The 21,351-nt window shown below is 58.9% G+C and carries 18 protein-coding genes; 16 read left to right on the forward strand and 2 right to left on the reverse strand.

The genetic code is table 11. From position 1 onward, the window contains the following. Window positions 1-2: 2 nt before the first annotated feature. Window positions 3-2,693 (reverse strand): [protein-PII] uridylyltransferase, encoded by a 2,691-nt coding sequence (locus A8C75_RS02880; RefSeq protein WP_067377852.1) that lies wholly within the window; start codon window positions 2,691-2,693, stop codon window positions 3-5. A gap of 21 nt (window positions 2,694-2,714) precedes the next feature. Next, complete coding sequence (gene map, locus A8C75_RS02885) at window positions 2,715-3,485, reverse strand: type I methionyl aminopeptidase (protein ID WP_067377855.1); 771 nt, start codon at window positions 3,483-3,485, stop codon at window positions 2,715-2,717. Between the two features lie 267 nt (window positions 3,486-3,752). On the opposite strand from map, the gene rpsB reads away from it, so the two are divergent. The 16 genes from rpsB (at window position 3,753) to accA (ending at window position 21,345) form a co-directional block, all read left to right on the forward strand. Then, window positions 3,753-4,484 (forward strand): 30S ribosomal protein S2, encoded by a 732-nt coding sequence (gene rpsB, locus A8C75_RS02890; RefSeq protein ID WP_067377858.1) that lies wholly within the window; start codon window positions 3,753-3,755, stop codon window positions 4,482-4,484. Between the two features lie 114 nt (window positions 4,485-4,598). Continuing rightward, on the forward strand, window positions 4,599-5,459 hold the full coding sequence (gene tsf, locus A8C75_RS02895; protein ID WP_067377861.1) for a translation elongation factor Ts: 861 nt from the start codon (window positions 4,599-4,601) through the stop codon (window positions 5,457-5,459). 88 nt (window positions 5,460-5,547) lie between these two features. Further along, complete coding sequence (pyrH, locus tag A8C75_RS02900) at window positions 5,548-6,306, forward strand: UMP kinase (RefSeq protein WP_067377864.1); 759 nt, start codon at window positions 5,548-5,550, stop codon at window positions 6,304-6,306. Continuing rightward, entirely contained in the window at window positions 6,296-6,853 is a 558-nt protein-coding gene (gene frr / locus A8C75_RS02905) for a ribosome recycling factor (RefSeq protein WP_067377867.1), read from the forward strand. Before pyrH ends, frr begins: the two co-directional genes overlap by 11 nt. Window positions 6,854-6,905: 52 nt before the next feature. Beyond that, window positions 6,906-7,670, forward strand: coding sequence for a polyprenyl diphosphate synthase (uppS, locus tag A8C75_RS02910; RefSeq protein ID WP_067377871.1), 765 nt, complete (start codon window positions 6,906-6,908; stop codon window positions 7,668-7,670). Continuing rightward, window positions 7,663-8,469: a phosphatidate cytidylyltransferase gene (locus tag A8C75_RS02915; RefSeq protein WP_067377874.1), complete on the forward strand. Its 807-nt coding sequence runs from the start codon at window positions 7,663-7,665 to the stop codon at window positions 8,467-8,469. The genes uppS and A8C75_RS02915 overlap by 8 nt, the downstream gene beginning before the upstream one ends. An 18-nt stretch (window positions 8,470-8,487) precedes the next feature. Further along, entirely contained in the window at window positions 8,488-9,840 is a 1,353-nt protein-coding gene (rseP, locus tag A8C75_RS02920) for a sigma E protease regulator RseP (protein ID WP_067377877.1), read from the forward strand. Window positions 9,841-9,885: 45 nt separating this feature from the next. Continuing rightward, window positions 9,886-12,207: an outer membrane protein assembly factor BamA gene (bamA, locus tag A8C75_RS02925; protein ID WP_067377880.1), complete on the forward strand. Its 2,322-nt coding sequence runs from the start codon at window positions 9,886-9,888 to the stop codon at window positions 12,205-12,207. Window positions 12,208-12,216: 9 nt separating this feature from the next. Next, window positions 12,217-12,714 (forward strand): OmpH/Skp family outer membrane protein, encoded by a 498-nt coding sequence (locus tag A8C75_RS02930; RefSeq protein ID WP_067377883.1) that lies wholly within the window; start codon window positions 12,217-12,219, stop codon window positions 12,712-12,714. Between the two features lie 6 nt (window positions 12,715-12,720). Further along, on the forward strand, window positions 12,721-13,773 hold the full coding sequence (gene lpxD, locus A8C75_RS02935; protein ID WP_067377886.1) for a UDP-3-O-(3-hydroxymyristoyl)glucosamine N-acyltransferase: 1,053 nt from the start codon (window positions 12,721-12,723) through the stop codon (window positions 13,771-13,773). Next, the gene (fabZ, locus tag A8C75_RS02940; RefSeq protein WP_227819822.1) at window positions 13,770-14,210 is read left to right on the forward strand and encodes a 3-hydroxyacyl-ACP dehydratase FabZ; all 441 of its coding nucleotides are present in this window, start codon (window positions 13,770-13,772) and stop codon (window positions 14,208-14,210) included. The genes lpxD and fabZ overlap by 4 nt, the downstream gene beginning before the upstream one ends. 3 nt (window positions 14,211-14,213) lie before the next feature. After that, on the forward strand, window positions 14,214-14,984 hold the full coding sequence (gene lpxA, locus A8C75_RS02945; protein WP_067377892.1) for an acyl-ACP--UDP-N-acetylglucosamine O-acyltransferase: 771 nt from the start codon (window positions 14,214-14,216) through the stop codon (window positions 14,982-14,984). Window positions 14,985-14,990: 6 nt separating this feature from the next. Next, window positions 14,991-16,145: a lipid-A-disaccharide synthase gene (lpxB, locus tag A8C75_RS02950; RefSeq protein ID WP_067377895.1), complete on the forward strand. Its 1,155-nt coding sequence runs from the start codon at window positions 14,991-14,993 to the stop codon at window positions 16,143-16,145. Continuing rightward, a complete protein-coding gene (rnhB, locus tag A8C75_RS02955; RefSeq protein WP_067377898.1) occupies window positions 16,146-16,763 on the forward strand; it encodes a ribonuclease HII in 618 nt (205 codons plus the stop codon). 6 nt (window positions 16,764-16,769) lie between these two features. After that, complete coding sequence (dnaE, locus tag A8C75_RS02960) at window positions 16,770-20,264, forward strand: DNA polymerase III subunit alpha (protein WP_067377901.1); 3,495 nt, start codon at window positions 16,770-16,772, stop codon at window positions 20,262-20,264. Window positions 20,265-20,388: 124 nt separating this feature from the next. After that, a complete protein-coding gene (gene accA, locus A8C75_RS02965) occupies window positions 20,389-21,345 on the forward strand; it encodes an acetyl-CoA carboxylase carboxyl transferase subunit alpha (protein ID WP_067377904.1) in 957 nt (318 codons plus the stop codon). The last annotated feature ends 6 nt before the right edge of the window (window positions 21,346-21,351 follow it).

The following is a 21,351-nucleotide window of genomic DNA, read 5'->3' on the forward strand; positions in this document are numbered from 1 at the left end:
ACTCAGTGTTCCTGCTGGACCTGTTCATCCAGCTGGCGACAGATGGTGTCCTGCAGCTGGTGGCACAACTCAGGGTCGCTGATGGGCTGCTCGTTGGCGTCGGTGATAAAGAAGTAATCCTCCACGCGCTCGCCGATACTGGCGATCTTGGCCTTGCGTACCGAAATGCCAAATTCGACAAAGATGCTGCCAATGCGCGCCAGCAGACCCGGGCGGTCGGGGCTGCTGACTTCCAGTACCGTCTGCTGCATGACAGGGTCGTTGCTGATGGTTACCCGGGTCGGGGTGGCGAACAGCTTGAGGGCGCGGGGTACGCGGCGCTGGATGATGTCCGGGAAGTCGTCCGGGTCATCCAGTTCCTCCACCAGGGTGTGTCTGATGTTGGCCAGATAGTCGGGGTTTTCCGACAGCGGCAGGTTGTCTTCGGTCAGCACCGAATAGGTGTTGAGGGTGCGGCCGTCGTCGGTCAGGATGATGCGTGCATCCTGGATGCTCAGGTGCAGCTGATCCAGTGCTGCGACTGTGGCGGGAAAGAGGTTGGGCAGGTCTTCGCTGTAAATGAAGATCTCGGTCGCGCCTTCGTACACCCGGTAGGACGTTTTCTTCACCAGTACCAGCGGAAGCTTGTTGCGGCCGTGCTCCAGAATGGCCTCGGTATGCCAGGCGACATTATTGGCATCTTCGCGCAGGAAGTAGTCGTTGCCTATATTGCTCCAGAGCTCCTGCACATCCTTGTCGTGAATGCCCTTGCGGCGCAGGGCGGCGAGGGCGTCGGTCTGCAGTTCCTCGATGCGGTCTTCGATATTGACCGGGTTTTCCAGCCCGCGGCGCAGCGCCCGCTTGGTTTCGGTGTAGAGCTGGCGCAGCAGGGTGGCGCGCCAGCTGTTCCACAGCGTGTGGTTGGTGGCGTTAATGTCCGCCACGGTCAGCACATAGAGATAATCCAGGTGGACGCCATCGCCGCAATGCTTGGCAAAGCGGTGGATCACTTCCGGGTCCGAAATATCACGCCGCTGGGCGGTCATGGACATCAGCAGGTGGTTGCGTACCAGCCAGGCCACCAGGTGGGAATCCCACTTGCCCAGGTGGTGGTTCTGGCAGAATTTCAGCGCATCCTCGGCGCCGAGCTCCGAATGGTCGCCGCCACGGCCCTTGGCGATGTCGTGATAGAGGCCCGCCATATAGAGCAGCTCTATCTTGGGCAGCTGATTGACGATGCGGTGGGCGATGGGGAACTGTTCGCGGTAGTCGTTGTGGCGCAGCTGGCGCATCTTCTGAATGACTTTGAGCGTGTGGGCATCCACGGTGTAGATGTGGAAGAGGTCGTGCTGCATCTGGCCGACAATCTCGCCGAATTCCGGCAGGTAGCGGCCGAGGATGCCGTAGCGGTTCATGCGCTTGAGTTCGGTGGAGACGCCATCCGGGGAGCGCAGCAGTTCCATGAACAGCGAGGTGTTGCGGATATCGGTGCGGAAATCGTCATCAATCAGGTGGCGATGGTCGCGAATCTGCTTGATGGTGGAGGCTCGCACGCCCTTGATGGCCGGGTTGTGGGCCAGCAGGACAAACAGCTCCATCAGGGCGAAGGGGTGGCGCGTGAAGGTCGTCGGGCTGCGCACTTCTATATAGTCATTGTGGATGCGAAAGCGCTTGTTCAGCGGCCTGATGAGCTGTTCGTCGTCGGCCTTGAGTATGGCTTCATCGAAGTACTGCAGCAGCATGTCATTGAACTCCGACATGGCCTTGGCGATGCGGTAGTACTTGCTCATGAACTGCTCGACGGCCAGAGCGCCCTGCTGATCCTTGTAGCCAAAGTACTCGGCCAGGGTGCGCTGGTGGTCGAACAGCAGGCGATCTTCACGGCGCTTGCAGTGCATGTGCAGCGCATAGCGCACGGTCCAGAGGTAGAGCTCGCCCTTGTTGAGGATGTCGAGCTCGGACTCGGTCAGGAAGCCGTGATCCACCAGATTGCGAATATAGGTGGCGCCAAAGTGGCGCTTGGCCACCCAGCCGATGGTCTGCAGGTCGCGCAGGCCGCCGGGGGAGGTCTTGAGGTTGGGTTCGAGGTTGTACTCGGTGTTGTTGGTGCGCTCGTGGCGGTCACGCTGCTCGTTGAGCTTGGCGATAAAAAATTCGCGGTCGGTCCAGGCGCCTTCCGAAGTCACGCGCTCGTATGTGTCGAGCTGCAGCTGGGGGTTGCCCACCAGGGTGCGTGACTCGATCAGGTTGGTGGCGATGGTAATGTCGCTGCGGGCTTCTTCGTAGCATTCGTCCACGCTGCGAACGCTGGAGCCGATGTCCAGCGACATGTCCCACAGCAGTGTCAGGAAGCCGCTGATGCTGTCCTGGGCGGACTCGGCCTCGATGCCGTTGAACAGTATCAGGATGTCGACATCCGAATGTGGATGCAGCTCGCCGCGGCCGTAGCCGCCCACAGCCACCAGGGCGATGTGCTGATCGTCCGGCCACTCGAACAGGTTCCAGGCGGCGCACAGAACCTGATCAATGATCCAGGCGCGGCCGTAGATAAGCTTGCGGATATCTTCCCCGTCCCGAAAGCGCTTGTGCATGCGCTCCTGGGCGTCCCTGATGGTTTTTTTGAAAATCGGTACCGGGGAGCGGGCTGCATCCAGTGCGCACTGAAAAGCTGCAACATCCAGCAGCGGGGTGTCGTCAGGGGTGGGGGTCGACATGGGCAGCCTCTAGATGAATGATCAGAGTGATTCTTCAGTGCGCAGGGTCAGAACTTCATGGCCATCGGCGGTGACGAGGATCATGTGCTCCCACTGGGCAGAGAGGCGGCGGTCAATGGTTTCGACGGTCCAGCCATCCTTTTTGGACAGTTTGACGTGGCGCTTGCCGGCGTTGATCATCGGTTCGATGGTGAAGATCATGCCTTCGCGCAGCTCCACGCCTGTGCCCGGGCGACCGTAGTGCAGTACCTGGGGGTCTTCGTGAAACTCCAGGCCGATGCCGTGGCCGCAGTACTCGCGGACCACTGAATAGTGATTGGCTTCGGCGTGCTGCTGGATCACGTGGCCGATGTCACCCAGGTGGGCACCGGGTTTGACCAGGGCGATGGCCTTGTACATGCATTCCTGGGTCACTTCAGCCAGGCGTTCAACATGGGGTGCGACCTTGCCGACCGGGAACATTTTGCTGGTGTCGCCGTGGTAGCCGTCCTTGATGACGGTGATGTCGATATTGATGCTGTCGCCGTTTTTCAGCGCCTTGTCATTGGGAATGCCGTGGCAGACCACCTGGTTGACGGAGGTGCAGATCGACTTGGGGAAACCGTGGTAGTTTAGCGGTGCCGGAATGGCCTTCTGCTCGTTGACGATATAGTCGTGACAGATCTGGTTCAGCTCATTGGTGGTGACGCCGGGCTTTACGAACGGCTCGATCATCTCCAGCACTTCTGCGGCCAGGCGACCGGCAATGCGCATTTTTTCGATGTCTTCGGGTGTCTTGATGCTGATAGTCATGGCGTCTCGTCGTGATTCTTCATTCATGTGTTGCCGACAATGCTCGCTTGCGGCCAAGTACTGGGATTGTAGCGAAATATGCTCCCCGAGCGAAAGCCGCGCTTCAAAAACGACCTCCGCTATGGTATAAATCCGCCTCCCTAAAAGCGCCCTAGCTTTGGGGAATATCGCCACACACGTATCGACACAGTTTCCAGGGTGCCGCTCGCGGTTGGATGCTGGGATACGTGGAGGTTTAACCCATTAAAATTTAGGAAGTTTTATCAGATGGCAAAAGTCACTATGCGTGACCTGCTTAAGGCAGGCGTTCACTTTGGTCACCAGTCTCGCTACTGGAACCCGAAAATGTCCAAGTTCATTTTCGGCGCACGCAACAAGATTCATATCATCAACCTCGAGCACACCCTGCCGGCCCTGAATGGCGCCCTGGATGTGGTTAAAGGTATGGCCACCAACAAGAACAAGATCCTGTTCGTTGGTACCAAGCGTGCAGCTAGCAAGATCGTCCAGGAAGAAGCCAGCCGTGCAGGCATGCCGTATGTCAACCATCGCTGGTTGGGTGGCATGCTGACTAACTACAAGACGATTCGTCAGTCCATCCGTCGTCTGCGTGACCTGGAAGCCCAGTCTGCTGACGGTACCTTCGCCAAGCTGACCAAGAAAGAAGCACTGATGCGTCAGCGCGAAATGGAAAAGCTGGAACGTTCCATTGGTGGTATCAAGGAAATGGGCGGCCTGCCGGACGCACTGTTCGTGATCGACGTTGATCATGAGCGCATTGCTGTCAACGAAGCCAACAAGCTGGGTATCCCGGTTATCGGTATTGTTGATACCAACAGCAACCCGGACGGCATTGATTATGTCATCCCGGGCAACGATGACGCTCTGCGCGCCATTCAGATCTACGCCAAGGCTGCAGCTGATGCTTGCGTCGAAGGTGCTGAACAGGGCGGTGCTAAAAACGAATTCGTTGAAGTAGAAGAGACGGCGGGCGAGTAATCGCCCTGTCGAAAAGACTGAATAGTCTCTTCGTACTTGCATAAGGGGGGCTCTGCTCCCCTTTTTTGAATTTGAATCAATGCGTTAATACGTGAATAGATGGGGAAAAACGACATGGCTAACTTCTCTGCTGCGCTGGTCAAGGAACTGCGCGAGCGTACCGGCCTGGGCATGATGGAGTGCAAAAAAGCACTGGCTGAAGCGAACGGCGACATCGAGCTTGCGATCGAAGATCTGCGCAAAGCGTCCGGTATGAAGGCTGCCAAGAAAGCAAGCCGTACAGCGGCTGATGGTGTTGTTGCCGTTAAAGTGGCCGACGATAACAGCTACGCTATTGCTATCGAAGTTAACTCTGAAACTGACTTCGCTGCGCGCGATGCCGGTTTCCTGGCGTTTGTTGACAAGGTTCTGGCGCAGGCTTTCGCCTCCAAGCAGACCGACGTTGCTGCGCTGATGGTTGGTGAACTGGATGCCGCCCGCGAAGCTCTGGTACAGAAAATCGGCGAAAACATCTCTGTTCGTCGCGCCATTCTGGTTGAAGGCAACACCGTTGGTTTCTACGTTCACAGCACCAACAAGCTGGCGGCACTGGTTGCCCTGAGCGGCGGTGAAGCTGAACTGGCCAAAGATGTCGCCATGCACGTGACTGCCGTCAACCCGCAGGTTGTCCGCAAGGAAGACATGTCGGCTGAAGTGGTTGCCAAAGAGAAAGAAATCATTCTGGCGCAGCCGGACATGGCCAGCAAACCGGCAGAAATCGCCGAGAAGATGGTTGTGGGCCGTATCGCCAAGTTCCTGGCCGAGAACAGCCTGGTTGAGCAGGCGTTCGTCAAGAACCCTGAGCAGAAAGTCGGTGAGCTGGTTAAGCAGGCGGGCTGTGAAGTCCTGTCTTTCGTCCGCGTTGAAGTGGGTGAAGGCATCGAGGTCGAAAAGACCGATTTCGCTGCAGAAGTTGCTGCTCAGCTGAAAGGCTGATCACGCTTTGTGACACAGATTGCGCCTGTCTGGCGCAATCTTCCTCCTTGCTACACTGACCTGATCTCGTTTGAGCGGAGACTTCTAGATGCCTGCCAGTGACAGACACTCCAGATATAAACGTATTCTCCTCAAGTTGAGCGGCGAAGCCCTGATGGGCGACGATAACTTCGGTATTGATCCCAAGGTGCTGAACCGCATGGCGCTTGAAATCGGCCAGCTGGTCGGTATCGGCGTGCAGGTCGGTATGGTTATCGGCGGGGGCAATCTGTTCCGTGGTGCGGCGCTGAGCGCGGCCGGCATGGACAGGGTCACCGGAGATCATATGGGCATGCTGGCCACCGTGATGAACGCGCTGGCAATGCGTGATGCGCTGGAACGCAGTAATATCGATACCCGTGTCATGTCTGCGATTCCCATGAGTGGCGTTGTCGATCATTATGACCGTCGCAATGCAATGCGCTACCTGAATCAGGGCGATGTCGTGATCTTTGCCGCCGGTACCGGCAATCCCTTCTTTACCACGGACTCCGCCGCCTGTTTGCGGGGCATCGAGGTGGAAGCGGATGTGGTACTCAAGGCGACCAAGGTGGACGGCGTCTATACCGCAGACCCCATGAAAGATCCGAAGGCCAAGCGCTACGTGCATCTCAATTATGACGAAGCGATCGAGAAGCAGCTCGGCGTCATGGATCTCACGGCCATTTGTCTGACACGCGACCATCAGATGCCGGTACGGGTGTTCAACATGAACAAACCCGGTGCACTGGTCAATCTGGTTGTAGGTGGTGAAGAAGGCACTCTGATAGACGGCGCTGAAGGAGTAGGAGAAAAATATGCTGAATGAAATAGTTAAAGACGCAGAAGTCCGCATGGCCAAGAGCATCGAGTCTCTGGTTGATCACTTCAAACGTATTCGTACCGGACGTGCTCATCCGAGTATTCTGGATTCGCTGACCATCAGCTATTACGGCAGCGATGTACCTATAACCCAGGTAGCCAACGTGAGTGTGGAAGATTCCCGCACTCTGGCAATCAATCCCTGGGAAAAGCAGATGGTCAGCGTGATCGAAAAAGCGATCATGAAATCCGATCTGGGGCTTAACCCCTCGACCAATGGCGATACCATCCGTCTGCCAATGCCGGCGCTGACTGAAGAAACCCGCAAGGGCTATATCCGCCAGGCGCGTCAGGAAGCGGAGAACGGCCGTGTATCGGTTCGCAACGTGCGACGCGATGCCAATGGCACGATCAAGGACCTGCTCAAGGACAAGGAAGTCTCCGAGGACGAAGGCCGTCGTGCCGAAGACCAGGTGCAGAAACTCACGGACAAGTACGTAGCTGAAGTAGACAAGCTGCTTGAGCAGAAAGAAACGGACTTGATGGAAATTTGATGACCACCGGGGCGCCCGGTACCTGGGTGTCGGGTGCCCCGCGTATTGTCTTATGTCGGTGAATAATATTTCCAATAATACTTTGGGCACGGAGTTGCCACGTCATATTGCCATCATCATGGATGGCAATAACCGTTGGGCCAAAGCCCGTCGCCTGCCAGGCCTTGCGGGCCACCGCGCGGGCGTCGAGAGCGTGCGTCAGGTGATCGAAGGCTGTATCGAACAGGGCGTGGAATCTCTTACCCTGTTTGCATTCAGCAGCGAGAACTGGCGCCGTCCGGCGCTTGAGGTCAAAGGGCTGATGGAACTGTTTTTGCGTGCGCTCGAGCGTGAGGCGCGCAAGCTGGAAAAGAACGGCATTCGTCTGCGCATTATTGGCGATCGCAGTCGCTTCAGCGCTTCCTTGCAGCGCAAGATGGAAGAAGTTGAAACGCTCACGGCCGGCAACACTACCCTCAATCTGAATATCGCTGCCAATTATGGCGGGCGCTGGGATATTGCTCAGGCCGCCGCTGCGGTTGCCCGCGACTGCGTCGCTGGTACCCTGGATCCTGATGCGGTGGATGAGGCGCTGTTCGATGGCTACTGCATGCTGTCGGATCAGCCCAGGCCTGACCTGTGCATACGCACGGCGGGGGAACAGCGAATCAGCAACTTCCTGATCTGGCAGTTGGCCTATACCGAACTCTATTTTGCGGACTGTTTCTGGCCTGATTTTGGCAAGGAAGAGTTGAACGCGGCCATCAGAGACTATTGTGGCCGTCAGCGCCGCTTTGGCAAGACCAGTGAACAGATAGAGGCGGAACGCGGTGCTTAAACAGCGACTACTTACGGCATTGGTGCTGGCGCCGATGACCCTGGCGGGCGTATTTTTGCTGCCGCTGCCGGGTTTTGAGCTTTTTGTGGCGGCGGCCATGCTGCTGGGGGCCTGGGAGTGGAGTCAGTTGGCAGGCTTTGAGCGGCTGTCATCCCGTCTGATCTTCAGTGGCGGCCTGGGCGTGCTGCTCGGGCTCTGTATTCTTATCAAGCCCTGGGTGCCGGTGCAGCTGCTGATGCTGCTCAGCGTTATCTTCTGGCTGCTGGCGCTGTACTGGGTGGTGAACTATCCGGGCGTGGGTGTCTGGCATGCCCGCAGCAGCCGGCTGGCTATCGGTTATCTGGTGCTGATCAGTAGCTGGTTTGCGCTGGTTGAGCTCAAGCGGCTCGATCAGGGCGGCGTGCTGATCCTGTTGCTGCTGCTGCTGGTATGGGCATCGGATATCGGTGCCTATATCAGCGGCAAGACCTGGGGGCACAACAAGCTGGCGCCCAATGTCAGCCCTGGCAAGACCCGCGAGGGTCTCTGGGGCGGCTTGCTGTGCTGCGTGCTGGTCGGCGCGGTTTATGGCTTGGCCCGTGAACTCCCACTGCCGCAGCTGGTCTATCTCGTCGTGCTGTCCCTGTGCACCGGTCTTGCGTCCGTGCTGGGTGATCTGTTCGAAAGCATGCTCAAGCGTCATCAGGGTATCAAGGACAGTGGTTGCATGTTGCCAGGGCACGGTGGTGTACTGGATCGAATCGATAGCCTGACGGCCGCCGCTCCCGTATTTGTGCTTGGGATGTGGTTAATTGCCTGAAGCCAGCGTGGAGTTGTGATGAGTATTCTGCATACCTTGCTAGCCACCATTGTTACCCTGGGGTTGCTGGTCACCATTCATGAGTGGGGGCACTTCTGGGTCGCCCGGCGCTGTGGCGTCAAGGTGCTGCGTTTTTCCGTGGGTTTTGGCAAGCCACTCTGGTCCCGGCGTGATCGCCAGGGCACCGAGTATGTGGTGGCCGCCATACCGCTGGGTGGCTATGTGCGCATGCTGGACGAACGCGAGGAGGCTGTTCCCGAAGCCCTGCGCTCCCAGGCCTTCAACAACAAGCCGCTGTGGGCGCGCAGTGCCATAGTGGCGGCCGGTCCTGTGGTTAATCTGCTGTTTGCCGTGCTGGCCTACTGGGCCATGTACGTTGTTGGTGTAAGTGCAGTAGCGCCGGTGATCGGTCAGGTTCTGCCAGGTACGCCCGCCTATGAGGCCGGTGTTGAGCCCGGCGGCGAAGTGGTGGGGCTCGATAGCAACAACCTGCACTCCTGGGAAGAGCTGAATCTGCGTCTGGCGTCCCATATTGGTGACAGTCGGACCCTGTCCCTGCGCGTGCGCTATGACGATGCCACTATGCCTGTGACTTATCCGGTGCGGCTGGATGCCTGGCAGGTCGATGTCGAGCGCGAGAGCCCGCTGCGTGCACTGGGCCTGCGACCCTATCAGCCGCCGGTGCCGGCCATTCTCGGTCAGCTACTGGACGGCGGTCAGGCGGCGGCTGCAGGTCTGCGCAGCGGTGATCGGATACTGAGCATTGACGGTGACGCCATCGACGACTGGATGGCACTGGTTGAGCGGGTGCGCGCCAGTGCCGGCCAGCCACTGCAGCTGGTGGTGGAGCGCAGTGGCGGTCGGCTCGATATAGCGCTGACACCGGAAGCGCGTGACAGCGAGGCGGGCCCCATCGGCTATATAGGGGCAGGCGTGCAGGCGATCAGCTGGCCGGCGGAGATGGAGCGCACGCTGAGTTATGGCCCTGTAGAGGCGCTGGGTGTGGCGGTTGCCAAAACCGGACAAATGATAGGTTTAACCCTTGAGTCCATCTGGAAAATGCTCGAGGGTGTGATCTCGGTAAAAAACTTGAGCGGCCCGATCACCATTGCTAAAGTGGCGGGGGCCTCGGCGGCGTCCGGGCTTGAGTCCTTTGTCAGTTTTCTGGCATATCTGAGTATTAGTCTTGGGGTGTTGAATTTGCTCCCTATCCCGATGCTGGATGGTGGACACCTGTTTTACTACGGGCTTGAGGCATTGCGAGGCAAACCCGTCAGCGAACGGGTGCAGATGTTCGGGCTCAGGATCGGTATGGCTTTATTGTTTACCCTGATGGCAGTTGCAATCGTTAATGACCTGATGCGGCTGTAGAAATGGCATGGTTGCCTGTTTTTTCGACGGAATAAGAAGTAGTTCATGAAACTCAGACTGGGGCTTCTTTTCTCCCTGATATGCTGGGGGAGTCTGGCGCACGCCGCCATCACACCTTTTACCGTAACCGATATCCGTCTGGAAGGACTGCAGCGGATTGAGCCCGGGAACGTGTTTCGCAACTTCCCGATAGCCACCGGCGATCTGGTCTCGCAGTACGATCTTACGCGGGCGTCCAGGCAGCTGTTCGGCTCCGGCTATTTCGATGATGTCGAGTTGCTGCGCGACGGCGATGTGCTGGTACTGCGCCTGAAAGAGCGGCCGTCGGTGAGCCTGATCCGCCTTGAGGGTAACAAGGTACTCAAGGAGAAGGATCTGCTCGAGGGTCTGAAGCAGAGCGGTCTGCAGGAAGGCGAAGTCTTCAAGCGTGCGGCACTCGATCGCATTCAGCTGGACCTGCAGCGCCTCTACGTCGCTCAGGGGCGCTACGGCGCTGCCGTCTCCGCAGACGTTGAGCCTCTGCCGGGCAACCGGGTGGCGCTGAATATCGATATTCGCGAAGGTGAAGTCGCCACCATTCAGCACATCAACGTGGTTGGCAACAGTGTGTTTGACGACGCAGAGCTGGATCAGCTGTTCGAGCTGAAACTGCCGAGCTTCTGGAGCTTTATCACGGATGACGATCGTTATTCGCGGGAAAAGCTGTCGGGTGATATTGAGCGCCTGCGTTCCTGGTATCTGGATCGCGGCTACATCAATTTCGCGGTCGACTCGACCCAGGTCAGTATCTCGCCCGACAAAAAACACGTCTACATTACGGTTAACGTCACCGAAGGCGAGCAGTACCGGGTGCGGGATGTCGATCTTGCCGGCACCATGGCAGTGCCACGCGAAGAGCTCGAAGCCGAACTGCAGGTTGAATCCGAACAGGTCTTTTCGCGTCAGCGCATGACCGACTCCCAGGAGCGCCTGGTGCGCAAGCTGGGTGACAACGGCTACATGTTTGCCAACGTCAGCCCCGTGCCCACGCTGCATGAGGACGACAATACGGTTTCGCTGCGCTACTTCATCGAGCCGGGTCAGCGTACCTATGTGCGCCGTATCCTGATCAAGGGCAACACCACTACCGCCGATGAAGTGGTGCGTCAGCAGCTGACCCAGATGGAAGCGGGCATTGCCTCTGCCGAAAAGATCGAGAATTCCAAGGAACGGCTGTCCCGTACCGGCTACTTCAAGTCGGTGGATGTGCAGACGCGTCCGGTGCCCGGCACCAATGATCAGGTGGATGTGGAGTACACCGTTGCTGAGCAACCGTCGGGTCAGTTTACTGCCGCGGTCGGTTTCTCCCAGAGCGATGGCATAATCCTGCAGCTGGGCGTACAGCAGGACAATTTCTTTGGCAGCGGCAAGAAGGTGGGCTTTAACCTGTCCAACAGCTCGACCCTGACTGAATACAGTTTCAACTATACGGATCCGTTCTACACCGTTGATGGCGTCAGCCGTGGCTTCGATGTTTTCTACCGCGAGCGAGACTTCGACGAAGACGACGTCAGTAGCTACACCACCGATGAATACGGTGCCGGGGTGAACTTCGGTTACCCGATTGATGACTATCAGCGCCTGAGTTTTGGGGCTGGTTTTGAATCCATCAGCATCAACACCTTTGACTCAACGGCACCGGAGATCACGACCTTTATTGCAGAGGAAGGGGACGATACTTATCTGAACTGGCTGCTCAAGGCATCCTGGACGGATAACCACCTCAACCGTGGCATCTTCCCGACCAGTGGCTACTCCCAGAGCCTGTCACTCGAAGCGGCGGTGCCGGGCAGTGATCTGACGTACATTAAAGGGTTGTACCGCAGCGAGTACTTCAAGCCACTGAACAGTGTCGAGACCTGGGTGCTGGGTGCCGGCGGGCGTATCGGCTATGCCGATAGCCTGGGGGGTAACGCCTATCCGTTCTTCAAGAACTACTATGCCGGCGGCCTGAAAACCGTGCGTGGTTACAAGAACAACTCCCTGGGGCCACGTGACTCCAGCACCGACGCAGACCCCTTCGGCGGCAACGTCCTGGTGGTGGGCTCGCTGGAACTGATTTTCCCGACGCCCTTTATCAGCGACCAGACGGGCTGGCGTACCCTGGCATTCATGGATGCCGGTAATGTCTTTACCACCGACTGCCTGGCGGGTGCGAGCAACTGTACCGAGGGTGTCGATTTTGGCGATATTCGCTACTCGGTGGGTGTGGGTCTGAGCTGGCTGACGCCGGTGGGTCCGCTGTCGATTGCGCTGGCGGTACCGCTGAATGATCAGGACGGTGACGATACTGAATTCTTCCAGTTTGCTCTTGGGCAGACATTTTAAGGACCTATGATGAACGCAATTCGTGGCATGCTGCTGGTGCTGGTTGCTGTGTTTTCGCTGCAGGCAGCGGCTGAATCCATTGCTGTATTAAGTGTTGAAGAGGCCTTGCTGAAATCCAAGGCGGCCGCCACTTTCCGGGAAGGCCTCAAGCGCGAGCTGGCCTCCGAGGAAAAGCAGGTTGTCGAGATGGAGAAGCAGGCCAAGGGGCTGCAGGACAAGCTGCGCAAGAATCAGGGCCTGCAATCCAGCGATGATGCCAAGCAACTCGCACTGCAGTTCCAGAAGGCCTATGGCCAGTATCAGAAAATGGGACAGGAGCTGCAGCAGAAAAGGGCCGAGCGTGAGCGCGACTTCCTGCAGGAGATGCGTCCCAAGCTGGATCAGGTTATTCGCGACCTGATCAAGCAAAAGGGCTTTGATGTCGTGCTGGCCAAGCAGGCGACGGTGTTTATCCGTACCGAACTGGATATCACGCCTCTGGTCATCGAACAGCTGAACAAGCTCTAGGCCCCGATGGCGGCTACTCGAACTATCAGGCTTCAGGACATCGCCGACCTGATCGGCGGCGAGGTGCAGGGAGATCCGGACTACCGGGTTTCCGGCCTCGCGACCCTGCAATCAGCTGGCCCAGGCCAGCTTTCGTTTTTTGCCAATGGACGTTATCTGCCGCAGCTGCGCGCAAGCCAGGCCGGTGCCGTACTGGTGCGTGCGGAGCATCTGGACTCGGTGTCCCAGGTGGCCATTCTGGTGGATGACCCCTATCTGGCCTATGCCCGGGTGAGTCAGCTGTTTGACTGGCGCAGCGAGCTGCTGCCAGGTGTTCACCCCACGGCGGTATTGGCGGCGGACGTGCAGCTGGATCCCGGCGCCGAGATTGGTGCCCAGGCGGTGATAGGCGCGGGCTCGGTGATCGCTGCGGGTGCTTTCATTGGTGCCCATGCCGTGATCGGTGCCTCCTGTCGTATCGGTGAAAACAGCCGGGTCGAGGCCGGTGTGGTGCTGTATGATAGCGTCACCCTGGGGGCGCGCTGCATTGTTCACTCAGGCGCGGTACTGGGGGCTGATGGTTTTGGCTTTGCCCCGGAATCTGGCCGCTGGGTGAAAATCTGTCAGCTGGGCGGCGTCACCGTTGGCGATGATGTCGAAATCGGTGCCGGCACGACCATTGACAGAGGCGCGCTGGACGACACCTTTATTGGTGACGGTGTGAAACTGGATAACCAGATTCAGATCGCTCACAACGTGCACATAGGCGCGGATACTGCCATTGCCGGCGGTACCGCTGTTGCCGGAAGCACTAAAATCGGCGAGCGCTGCACTATCGCGGGCCTGTCGGGCATTACCGGTCACCTGACAATTGCCGCCGGTACCCATATCACCGCGATGTCGCTGGTGAGCAAGTCGATTTCCCAGCCTGGCGCCTATTCGTCAGGCACGGGACTGCAACCGCACCAGAGTTGGAAGCGCAATGTAGTGCGTTTCAAACAGCTGGATGAACTCGCCCGGCGCGTTGCAAAACTGGAACAGACAATCGAGCTTAATTCTATTGAAGGTCATAAAGAATGATGATGGACGTTAAGGAAATCCGGGAGTATCTGCCTCACCGATACCCTTTTCTGCTGGTTGACAGGGTGCTTGAGCTGGAAGTGGGTGAGTCCATCGTCGCGATCAAGAATGTTACGGTTAACGAGCCGTTCTTCAACGGCCATTTCCCTGGCCATCCTGTCATGCCGGGTGTGCTGATCGTCGAGGCGATGGCGCAGGCGGCGGGCATCCTTGGCTTCAAAACCATGGACAAGAAGCCCCAGGACGGTTCAATCTATTACTTCGTTGGTGCTGACGACCTGCGCTTCAAGCGTCCCGTGGTACCCGGTGACCAGCTGCGTCTGGAAGCCCGCAAACTGTCCGAGCGTCGTGGCATCTGGAAATTTGCTGTCCGTGCCTCCGTCGACGGCGATACCGTCAGCTCCGCAACCATTCTGTGTGCAGATAGAAAGGTGTAACCCTTGATCGACTCCCACGCCATTGTTGATGCCAGTGCCAAGATTGCGTCCGACGTGGAGGTCGGACCCTGGAGTATCATCGGACCCGATGTAGAAATCGGTGAAGGTACGGTTATAGGCCCCCATGTGGTTGTCCGGGGCCCGTCCCGGATCGGGCGACATAACCGTATCTTCCAGTTCGCCTCCATTGGTGAGGAGTGCCAGGACAAGAAGTACGCCGGTGAGCCGACGCGGCTCGAAGTGGGGGATCACAATATCTTTCGCGAAGGCGTGACTGTGCACCGTGGCACTGTGCAGGATCAGAGCCTGACCCGCATCGGCAGTCATAACCTCTTCATGGCCAACACTCATGTGGCCCATGACTGCATGGTGGGCGACCATGTGATCCTGGCCAACAATGCGGCGCTGGCAGGCCATGTGCACGTGGGCGATCACGCCATTCTGGGCGGTTTTACCGCCGTGCATCAGTTCTGCCATATAGGCGCCCATGTGATGTGCGGTGCCGGCAGTGTGGTGCTCAAGGATATTCCGGCCTATGTCATGGCCACCGGCAATACAGCGACGCCGCACGGCATTAATACCGAAGGCCTGCGCCGCCGGGGTTATTCGCCCGAGGCGCTGCGCACCCTGCGTCAGGCTTACAAGGTGATCTATCGCCAGCGTCTGACGCTGGAACAGGCGCTGGAACAGCTGGAGCAGATGCGTAGCAACTGCCCGGAACTGCAATTGTTGATTGATTCGCTGCAGGCTTCGACCCGCGGCATCATCCGGTAGCGGCCGGTGTCGCAGTCACTGCGTATCGGCATTGTTGCCGGAGAGGCTTCGGGGGACATCCTGGGAGCCGGTCTGATTGAAGCGTTGCGCCGGCGCTTCCCCGATCTTGAAGTCGAAGGTATCGGCGGTGATCTGATGATTGCCGCGGGCTGCCGCTCGCTCTATCCACTGGAGCGTCTGTCGGTGATGGGGCTGGTCGAGGTGCTCGGCCGGCTGCCTGAACTGATGGGTATTCGCCGTAACTTGCGCCAGCACTTCACCGCCACGCGCCCGCATCTGTTTATCGGTATAGACGCGCCGGACTTTACCCTTAACCTGGAAGGTGCGCTGCGTCGCGCAGGCATCCCCACGGTGCATTATGTCAGCCCATCGGTCTGGGCCTGGCGGCGCAAACGTGTGTTCAAGATTCTGCAGACCACCAATCTGATGCTGACGCTGTTTCCGTTTGAGGCGCGCTTTTATCAGGAGAATGGTCAGCGTGTCTGTTTTGTCGGTCACCCCCTGGCCAGCCAGATTCCGCTGCAGCCCGATACCGCCGAGGCGCGTGGGCAGCTCGGCCTGGCGGTGGAGGATGAGGTCGTGGCATTGCTGCCCGGCAGCCGTGGCGGCGAGCTGAAGTATCTGGCGCGGCCCTTCCTGGAAACGGCCCGCTGGCTCAAGCAGCGCCGGCCGCAGTTGCGCTTTGTGTTGCCGGCGGCGAACGAAACCCGGCTGCAGACGCTGCGCGAGCTGATCGACACCGAGTTTGCCGATCTGCAGGTCGAGCTGTATCTGAAGCAGTCCCGCAGCCTGATGCAGGCCGCCGATGTTATTCTGATCGCCTCAGGCACCGCGACCCTGGAAGCCATGCTGCTGAAAAAGCCCATGGTGGTGGCCTATCGCATGGCCGGGCTGACGCACCGCATACTGTCACGGCTGATCAAGAGCCGCTTTATTTCCCTGCCCAACCTGCTGGCCGATGCGCCCCTGGTGCCTGAAGTGCTGCAGGATGAAGTGCGCCCCGAGGTGCTGGGGCCACTGTTGCTGCAGCAGCTGGAAGATCCGGCCCATGCCGCCATGCTGCGTGAACGTTTCGCCGAGATACATGCCCAGCTCAACTGCGATGCCGACGAGCGCGCCGCCGAGGCGATCGTGCAGCTGCTCGCCGACAGGTCGTTGTAAATGCAGCGGCAGGAATTTGATTTTTTCGAAGTAGAGCAGGGCGCCGACAAGAATGTGGCCGGTGTCGATGAGGTTGGCCGCGGGCCCCTGGTCGGCAATGTGGTGGCTGCTGCCGTTATTCTGGACCCTTCACGTCCGATCCTGGGGCTGGCGGACTCCAAGGTGCTGAGCGAAAAGAAGCGCCTGGCGCTGTACAGCGAAATCTGTGACAAGGCGCTGGCCTGGTGCGTGGCCTCGGCCAGCCCGGCCGAAATTGATGAACTGAATATTCTGCATGCCAGCATGCTGGCGATGCAGCGCGCGGTGGCAGGGTTATCCATACAGCCCGACTTTGCCCTCATCGACGGCAATCGCTGCCCGCAGCTGGCCTGTCCGAGCGAGGCCGTGATCAAGGGTGACGCCAAGGTGCCTGCGATCAGTGCCGCCTCGATTATTGCCAAAGTGGTGCGAGATCAGGAGATGGCTGATCTGCACCGTCTGCATCCCGACTATGGTTTTGCGCAACACAAGGGTTACCCGACGCCGGCCCATCTGGCCGCGCTGCGCCGTCTGGGGCCCCTGCCTGAATATCGCCGCAGTTTTCGCCCCGTGCGTGAACTGCTGCAACCCGGAGACTGAGACCCCATGGCGACACCCCAATTCGTTCACCTGCGTCTGCATACCGAATACTCCCTGGTTGATGGGCTGGTGCGGGTCAAGGAAGCGGTCGCGGCAGCCAAGGCCGCCGGCATGCCGGCGGTGGCGGTGACCGATCAGAGCAACCTCTTTGCCACCATCAAGTTTTACAAGGCTGCACTGAACGCCGGCATCAAGCCCATCTGTGGCGTCGATGTGCATGTCATGAACGAGGCAGATCCCGCGGGCGAGCCCCATCGCATGACGCTGCTGGTGCGCAATGGCAAGGGCTATCGCAACCTGATGGAGCTGGTGTCCCAGGCCTATGCCGAAGGCCAGAATATCGTCGGTGAAAAGGCGATTCTGAAGAAAGCCTGGATTCGTGAGCGCTCAGAGGGCCTGATCGCGCTGTCCGGCGGGCGTCTGGGGGAAGTGGGTCGGGCCATGCAGTCGGACAAGGTATCGCCTATTGCCGTGCTGCGCGAATGGATGGAGATATTCCCGGATAACTATTATCTGGAGGTGCAGCGCACGGGGCGTCAGGGTGAGGAGGATCTGGTGCACGCCAGTGTTGCCCTGGCCCACGAAACCGATTGCCCGCTGGTCGCCACCAATGAGGTGATGTTCCTCAAGGCAGAGGATTTTGATGCCCACGAGGCGCGTGTCTGCATCAACCTCAGCCGTACTCTGGACGACTCCAGGCGGCCGCGGGATTACAGCGATCAGCAGTATTTCCGCTCGGCGGCGGAAATGCATGAACTCTTCGCCGATATTCCGGAGGCGCTAGCCAACAGCGTCGAGATTGCCCGACGCTGCAATGTCGAGATTGAGCTGGGCACTTACTACCTGCCGCGCTTCCCTGTGCCCGAAGGCATGCTGATGGATGACTATTTCCGTCAGGTGAGCTTCGATGGCCTGGAAGAGCGGCTGGAGATTCTGCTTGACCGTACCGATCCGGACTACGATGCCAAGCGCCAGCTGTATATAGACCGGCTCGAGTTCGAGCTCGAAATCATCATCCAGATGGGCTTTCCCGGCTACTTCCTCATCGTTATGGACTTCATCAAGTGGGGCAAGGAGAACGGCGTACCCGTGGGGCCGGGGCGTGGTTCGGGTGCCGGCTCCCTGGTGGCCTATGCGCAGAAGATTACCGATCTGGACCCGCTGGAATATGACTTGCTGTTCGAGCGCTTCCTGAACCCGGAACGTGTCTCCATGCCCGACTTCGATATCGACTTCTGCATGGATAACCGCGACAAGGTGATCGACTACGTGGCCCGTACCTACGGTCGCGATGCGGTGTCTCAGATCATCACCTTCGGTACCATGGCGGCCAAGGCGGTGGTGCGCGACGTTGCCCGTGTGCAGGGCAAGCCCTTTGGTCTGGCGGACCGGCTCTCCAAGCTGATTCCGTTTGAAGTCGGCATGACGCTTGGCAAGGCCTGGGAGCAGGAATCCCAGCTGCGCGAATTCGTGGAGTCCAGCGAAGAAGCACAGGAAATCATGGAGATGGCCTACAAGCTGGAAGGGGTGACCCGCGGTGTCGGCAAGCACGCCGGGGGTGTGGTTATAGCGCCAACCAAGCTGACGGACTTCGCCGCCACCTACTGCGACGAGGCTGGCGAGGGTCTGGTAACCCAGTTCGACAAGAACGATGTCGAGGAAGCCGGGCTGGTCAAGTTCGACTTCCTGGGTCTGCGGACCCTGACCATCATCGACTGGGCGCTGAAAACGATCAACAAGATCCGCGTGCCGGCGGGCGAAGCGCCGCTGGATATCACGCTGATTGATCTGGAAGACAAGACCACCTTCGATCTGCTGCAGAGCGCCGAAACCACGGCGGTATTCCAGCTAGAGTCCAGCGGCATGAAGGACCTGGTACGGCGCCTCAAACCCAGCCGCTTCGAGGATATTGTCGCCCTGGTGGCCCTGTTCCGGCCGGGGCCGCTGCAGTCGGGCATGGTGGATGACTTTATCAACCGCAAGCACGGCCGCGCCGAAATGGCCTGGCCGCACGTGGATTACCAGCTCGATAGCCTGCAGCCCGTGCTGGAACCGACCTACGGCATCATCCTGTACCAGGAACAGGTCATGCAGATCGCCCAGGTCATGGCGGGCTATACGCTCGGCGGCGCCGACATGCTGCGCCGTGCCATGGGCAAGAAAAAACCCGAAGAAATGGCCAAGCAGCGCGCCATCTTCCTGGAAGGCTGTGAGCAGCAGGGCATCGACCGCGACCTGTCGGGTAACATCTTCGATCTGGTGGAAAAATTCGCCGGCTACGGTTTTAACAAGTCCCACTCCGCCGCCTATGCACTGGTGTCTTATCAGACCGCCTGGCTCAAGGCGCACTACCCGGCGCCCTTTATGGCGGCGGTTATTTCCTCCGATATGCAGAACACCGAGAAGGTGGTTATCTTCATCGAAGAGTGCCGCAACATGGGCCTCGCGCCGGCGGTGCCGGATGTAAATAGCAGTGAATACATGTTTACCGTCAACCCGGCCGGGGAAATTGTCTATGGCCTGGGCGCGGTCAAGGGCGTGGGTGAAGGCCCCATCGATGCCATAGTGCAGGCGCGCAAGGATGGTCAGGGGGATTTCAGCGATATTTTCGATTTCTGCCAGCGTGTGGGTGCCCGCAAGCTCAGCAAGCGCGTGATGGAAGCGCTGGTGCGCTCCGGCGCCCTGGATCGCCTGGGCGCGAGTCGCGCTGTGCTGTTTGAGTCCATCCCCGATGCCCTCAAGGCGGCGGATCAGAGCGCGCGCAATCAGGACGCCGGCATGTTCGACCTGTTTGGTGAAATGCCGGTGGAAGAGGCCCGCGATCCCTACGCCGACTACAGTCGCGTACGAGAGTGGACCGACAAGGAACGCCTGACCGGCGAAAAGGACACCCTGGGGTTATATCTGACCGGCCACCCCATTGATGAGTACCAGAAAGAGCTGAGCCATTTTATCAGCAAGAAAATTTCCGATGTGCAGCCGGCCCGGGGGCGGCAGCAGAAGATGGCGGGTCTGGTGGTGGATCTGCGGCTGAAGAAAACCAAGAAGGGCGACTCGCTCTGTTTTGTCACCCTGGATGATCGCAGCGCCCGCATCGATGTGACCCTGTATGGCGAGGCTTACGAGCTGGCCCGCAGCAAGCTGAACAAGGATGCAGTGCTGATCATGGAAGGTGAAGTGCTGCAGGATGACTACAACGGTGGCCTCAAGGTCAAGGGTAGCCGGGTGATGGATATCAGCGAAGCCAGGGCGCAGTATGCCCGCTGCCTGGAGATTAGTGGTGACAGTCAGAGCCTCGGTGGCCGCCGGCTGCGCGAGCTGGTCGAGGTGCTGAAGAGTCACCGCGGCAATGGCAGCATGGCGGTGACGCTGCGCTACAGGCGCCCCGATGCCGAGGCCTGTCTGCCCTTCGGTGACAGCTGGAAGGTACAGGCCAGTGATGACCTGGTGCTCAAGCTGCTGGATCGCTTTGGCGCAGGGGCGGTGGCGCTGCGCTATTGAGGCCGGTCGCTGCCTGGTCATGTGCGGGGTGGTTATCACAGGACTCAACGGGTAGAATTGCCCGTTTGTTGTTCTTCAAGAATGATCTTCAAGTAACCGAATTGCAGAGCGGAAGCAGACGCGAATGAACCCGAATTACCTCGAATTCGAACAGCCCATTGCTGAACTGGAAGCGAAGATCGAAGAGCTGCGTCATGTCGGCGATGACAGCGACATCAACCTGTCGGAAGAGCTTGGCAAACTGAGGGAGAAGAGTCGCAATCTGACCGCGTCCATCTTCTCCAACCTGTCCGCCTGGCAGGTTTCGCAGCTGGCGCGTCATCCCAAGCGCCCTTATACCCTCGATTATGTCAGTCACCTTTTCGACGACTTCGATGAAATTCACGGCGACCGGCATTTTTCCGATGACGCCGCCATCGTCGGTGGTATCGCCCGGCTGGACGGCAAACCCGTGGTCGTGATCGGTCACCAGAAGGGCCGCGAGACCAAGGAAAAGATTCGTCGCAACTTCGGCATGCCGCGTCCGGAAGGTTACCGCAAGGCGCTGCGCATCATGGAGATGGGTGAGCGCTTCAAGATGCCGGTGCTGACCTTTATCGACACCCCGGGTGCCTATCCCGGTATCGATGCCGAAGAGCGCGGTCAGTCCGAGGCCATCGCTTTCAACCTGGCGAAGATGTCCTGCCTGAAAACGCCGATTATCTCCACCGTTGTGGGTGAAGGCGGCTCCGGCGGCGCCCTGGCGATCGGTGTCTGCGACAAGCTGCTGATGCTGCAGTACTCCACTTACTCGGTTATTTCCCCGGAGGGCTGTGCGTCCATCCTGTGGAAAAGCGCCGAGCGCGCGGCCGATGCGGCCAAGGCCATGGGGATTACCTCCGGCCGTCTGCATGAGCTGGGCCTGGTGGATCATGTGGTCAGCGAGCCGCTGGGCGGCGCGCACCGTGATCCGGCCCTGACGGCAGCGAATCTGAAGCTGGAGCTGCTGACGGCTCTGGAAAAATTTGAAGCCCTGCCGATCGAAGAGCTGCTGGAGCGTCGCTACGAGCGCCTGATGTCCTATGGTCTTAGCCGCGACTGATTGTCT

The sequence above is a fragment of the Marinobacterium aestuarii genome (assembly GCF_001651805.1).
In the GTDB taxonomy this organism is placed as follows: Bacteria; Pseudomonadota; Gammaproteobacteria; order Pseudomonadales; family Balneatricaceae; genus Marinobacterium_A; species Marinobacterium_A aestuarii.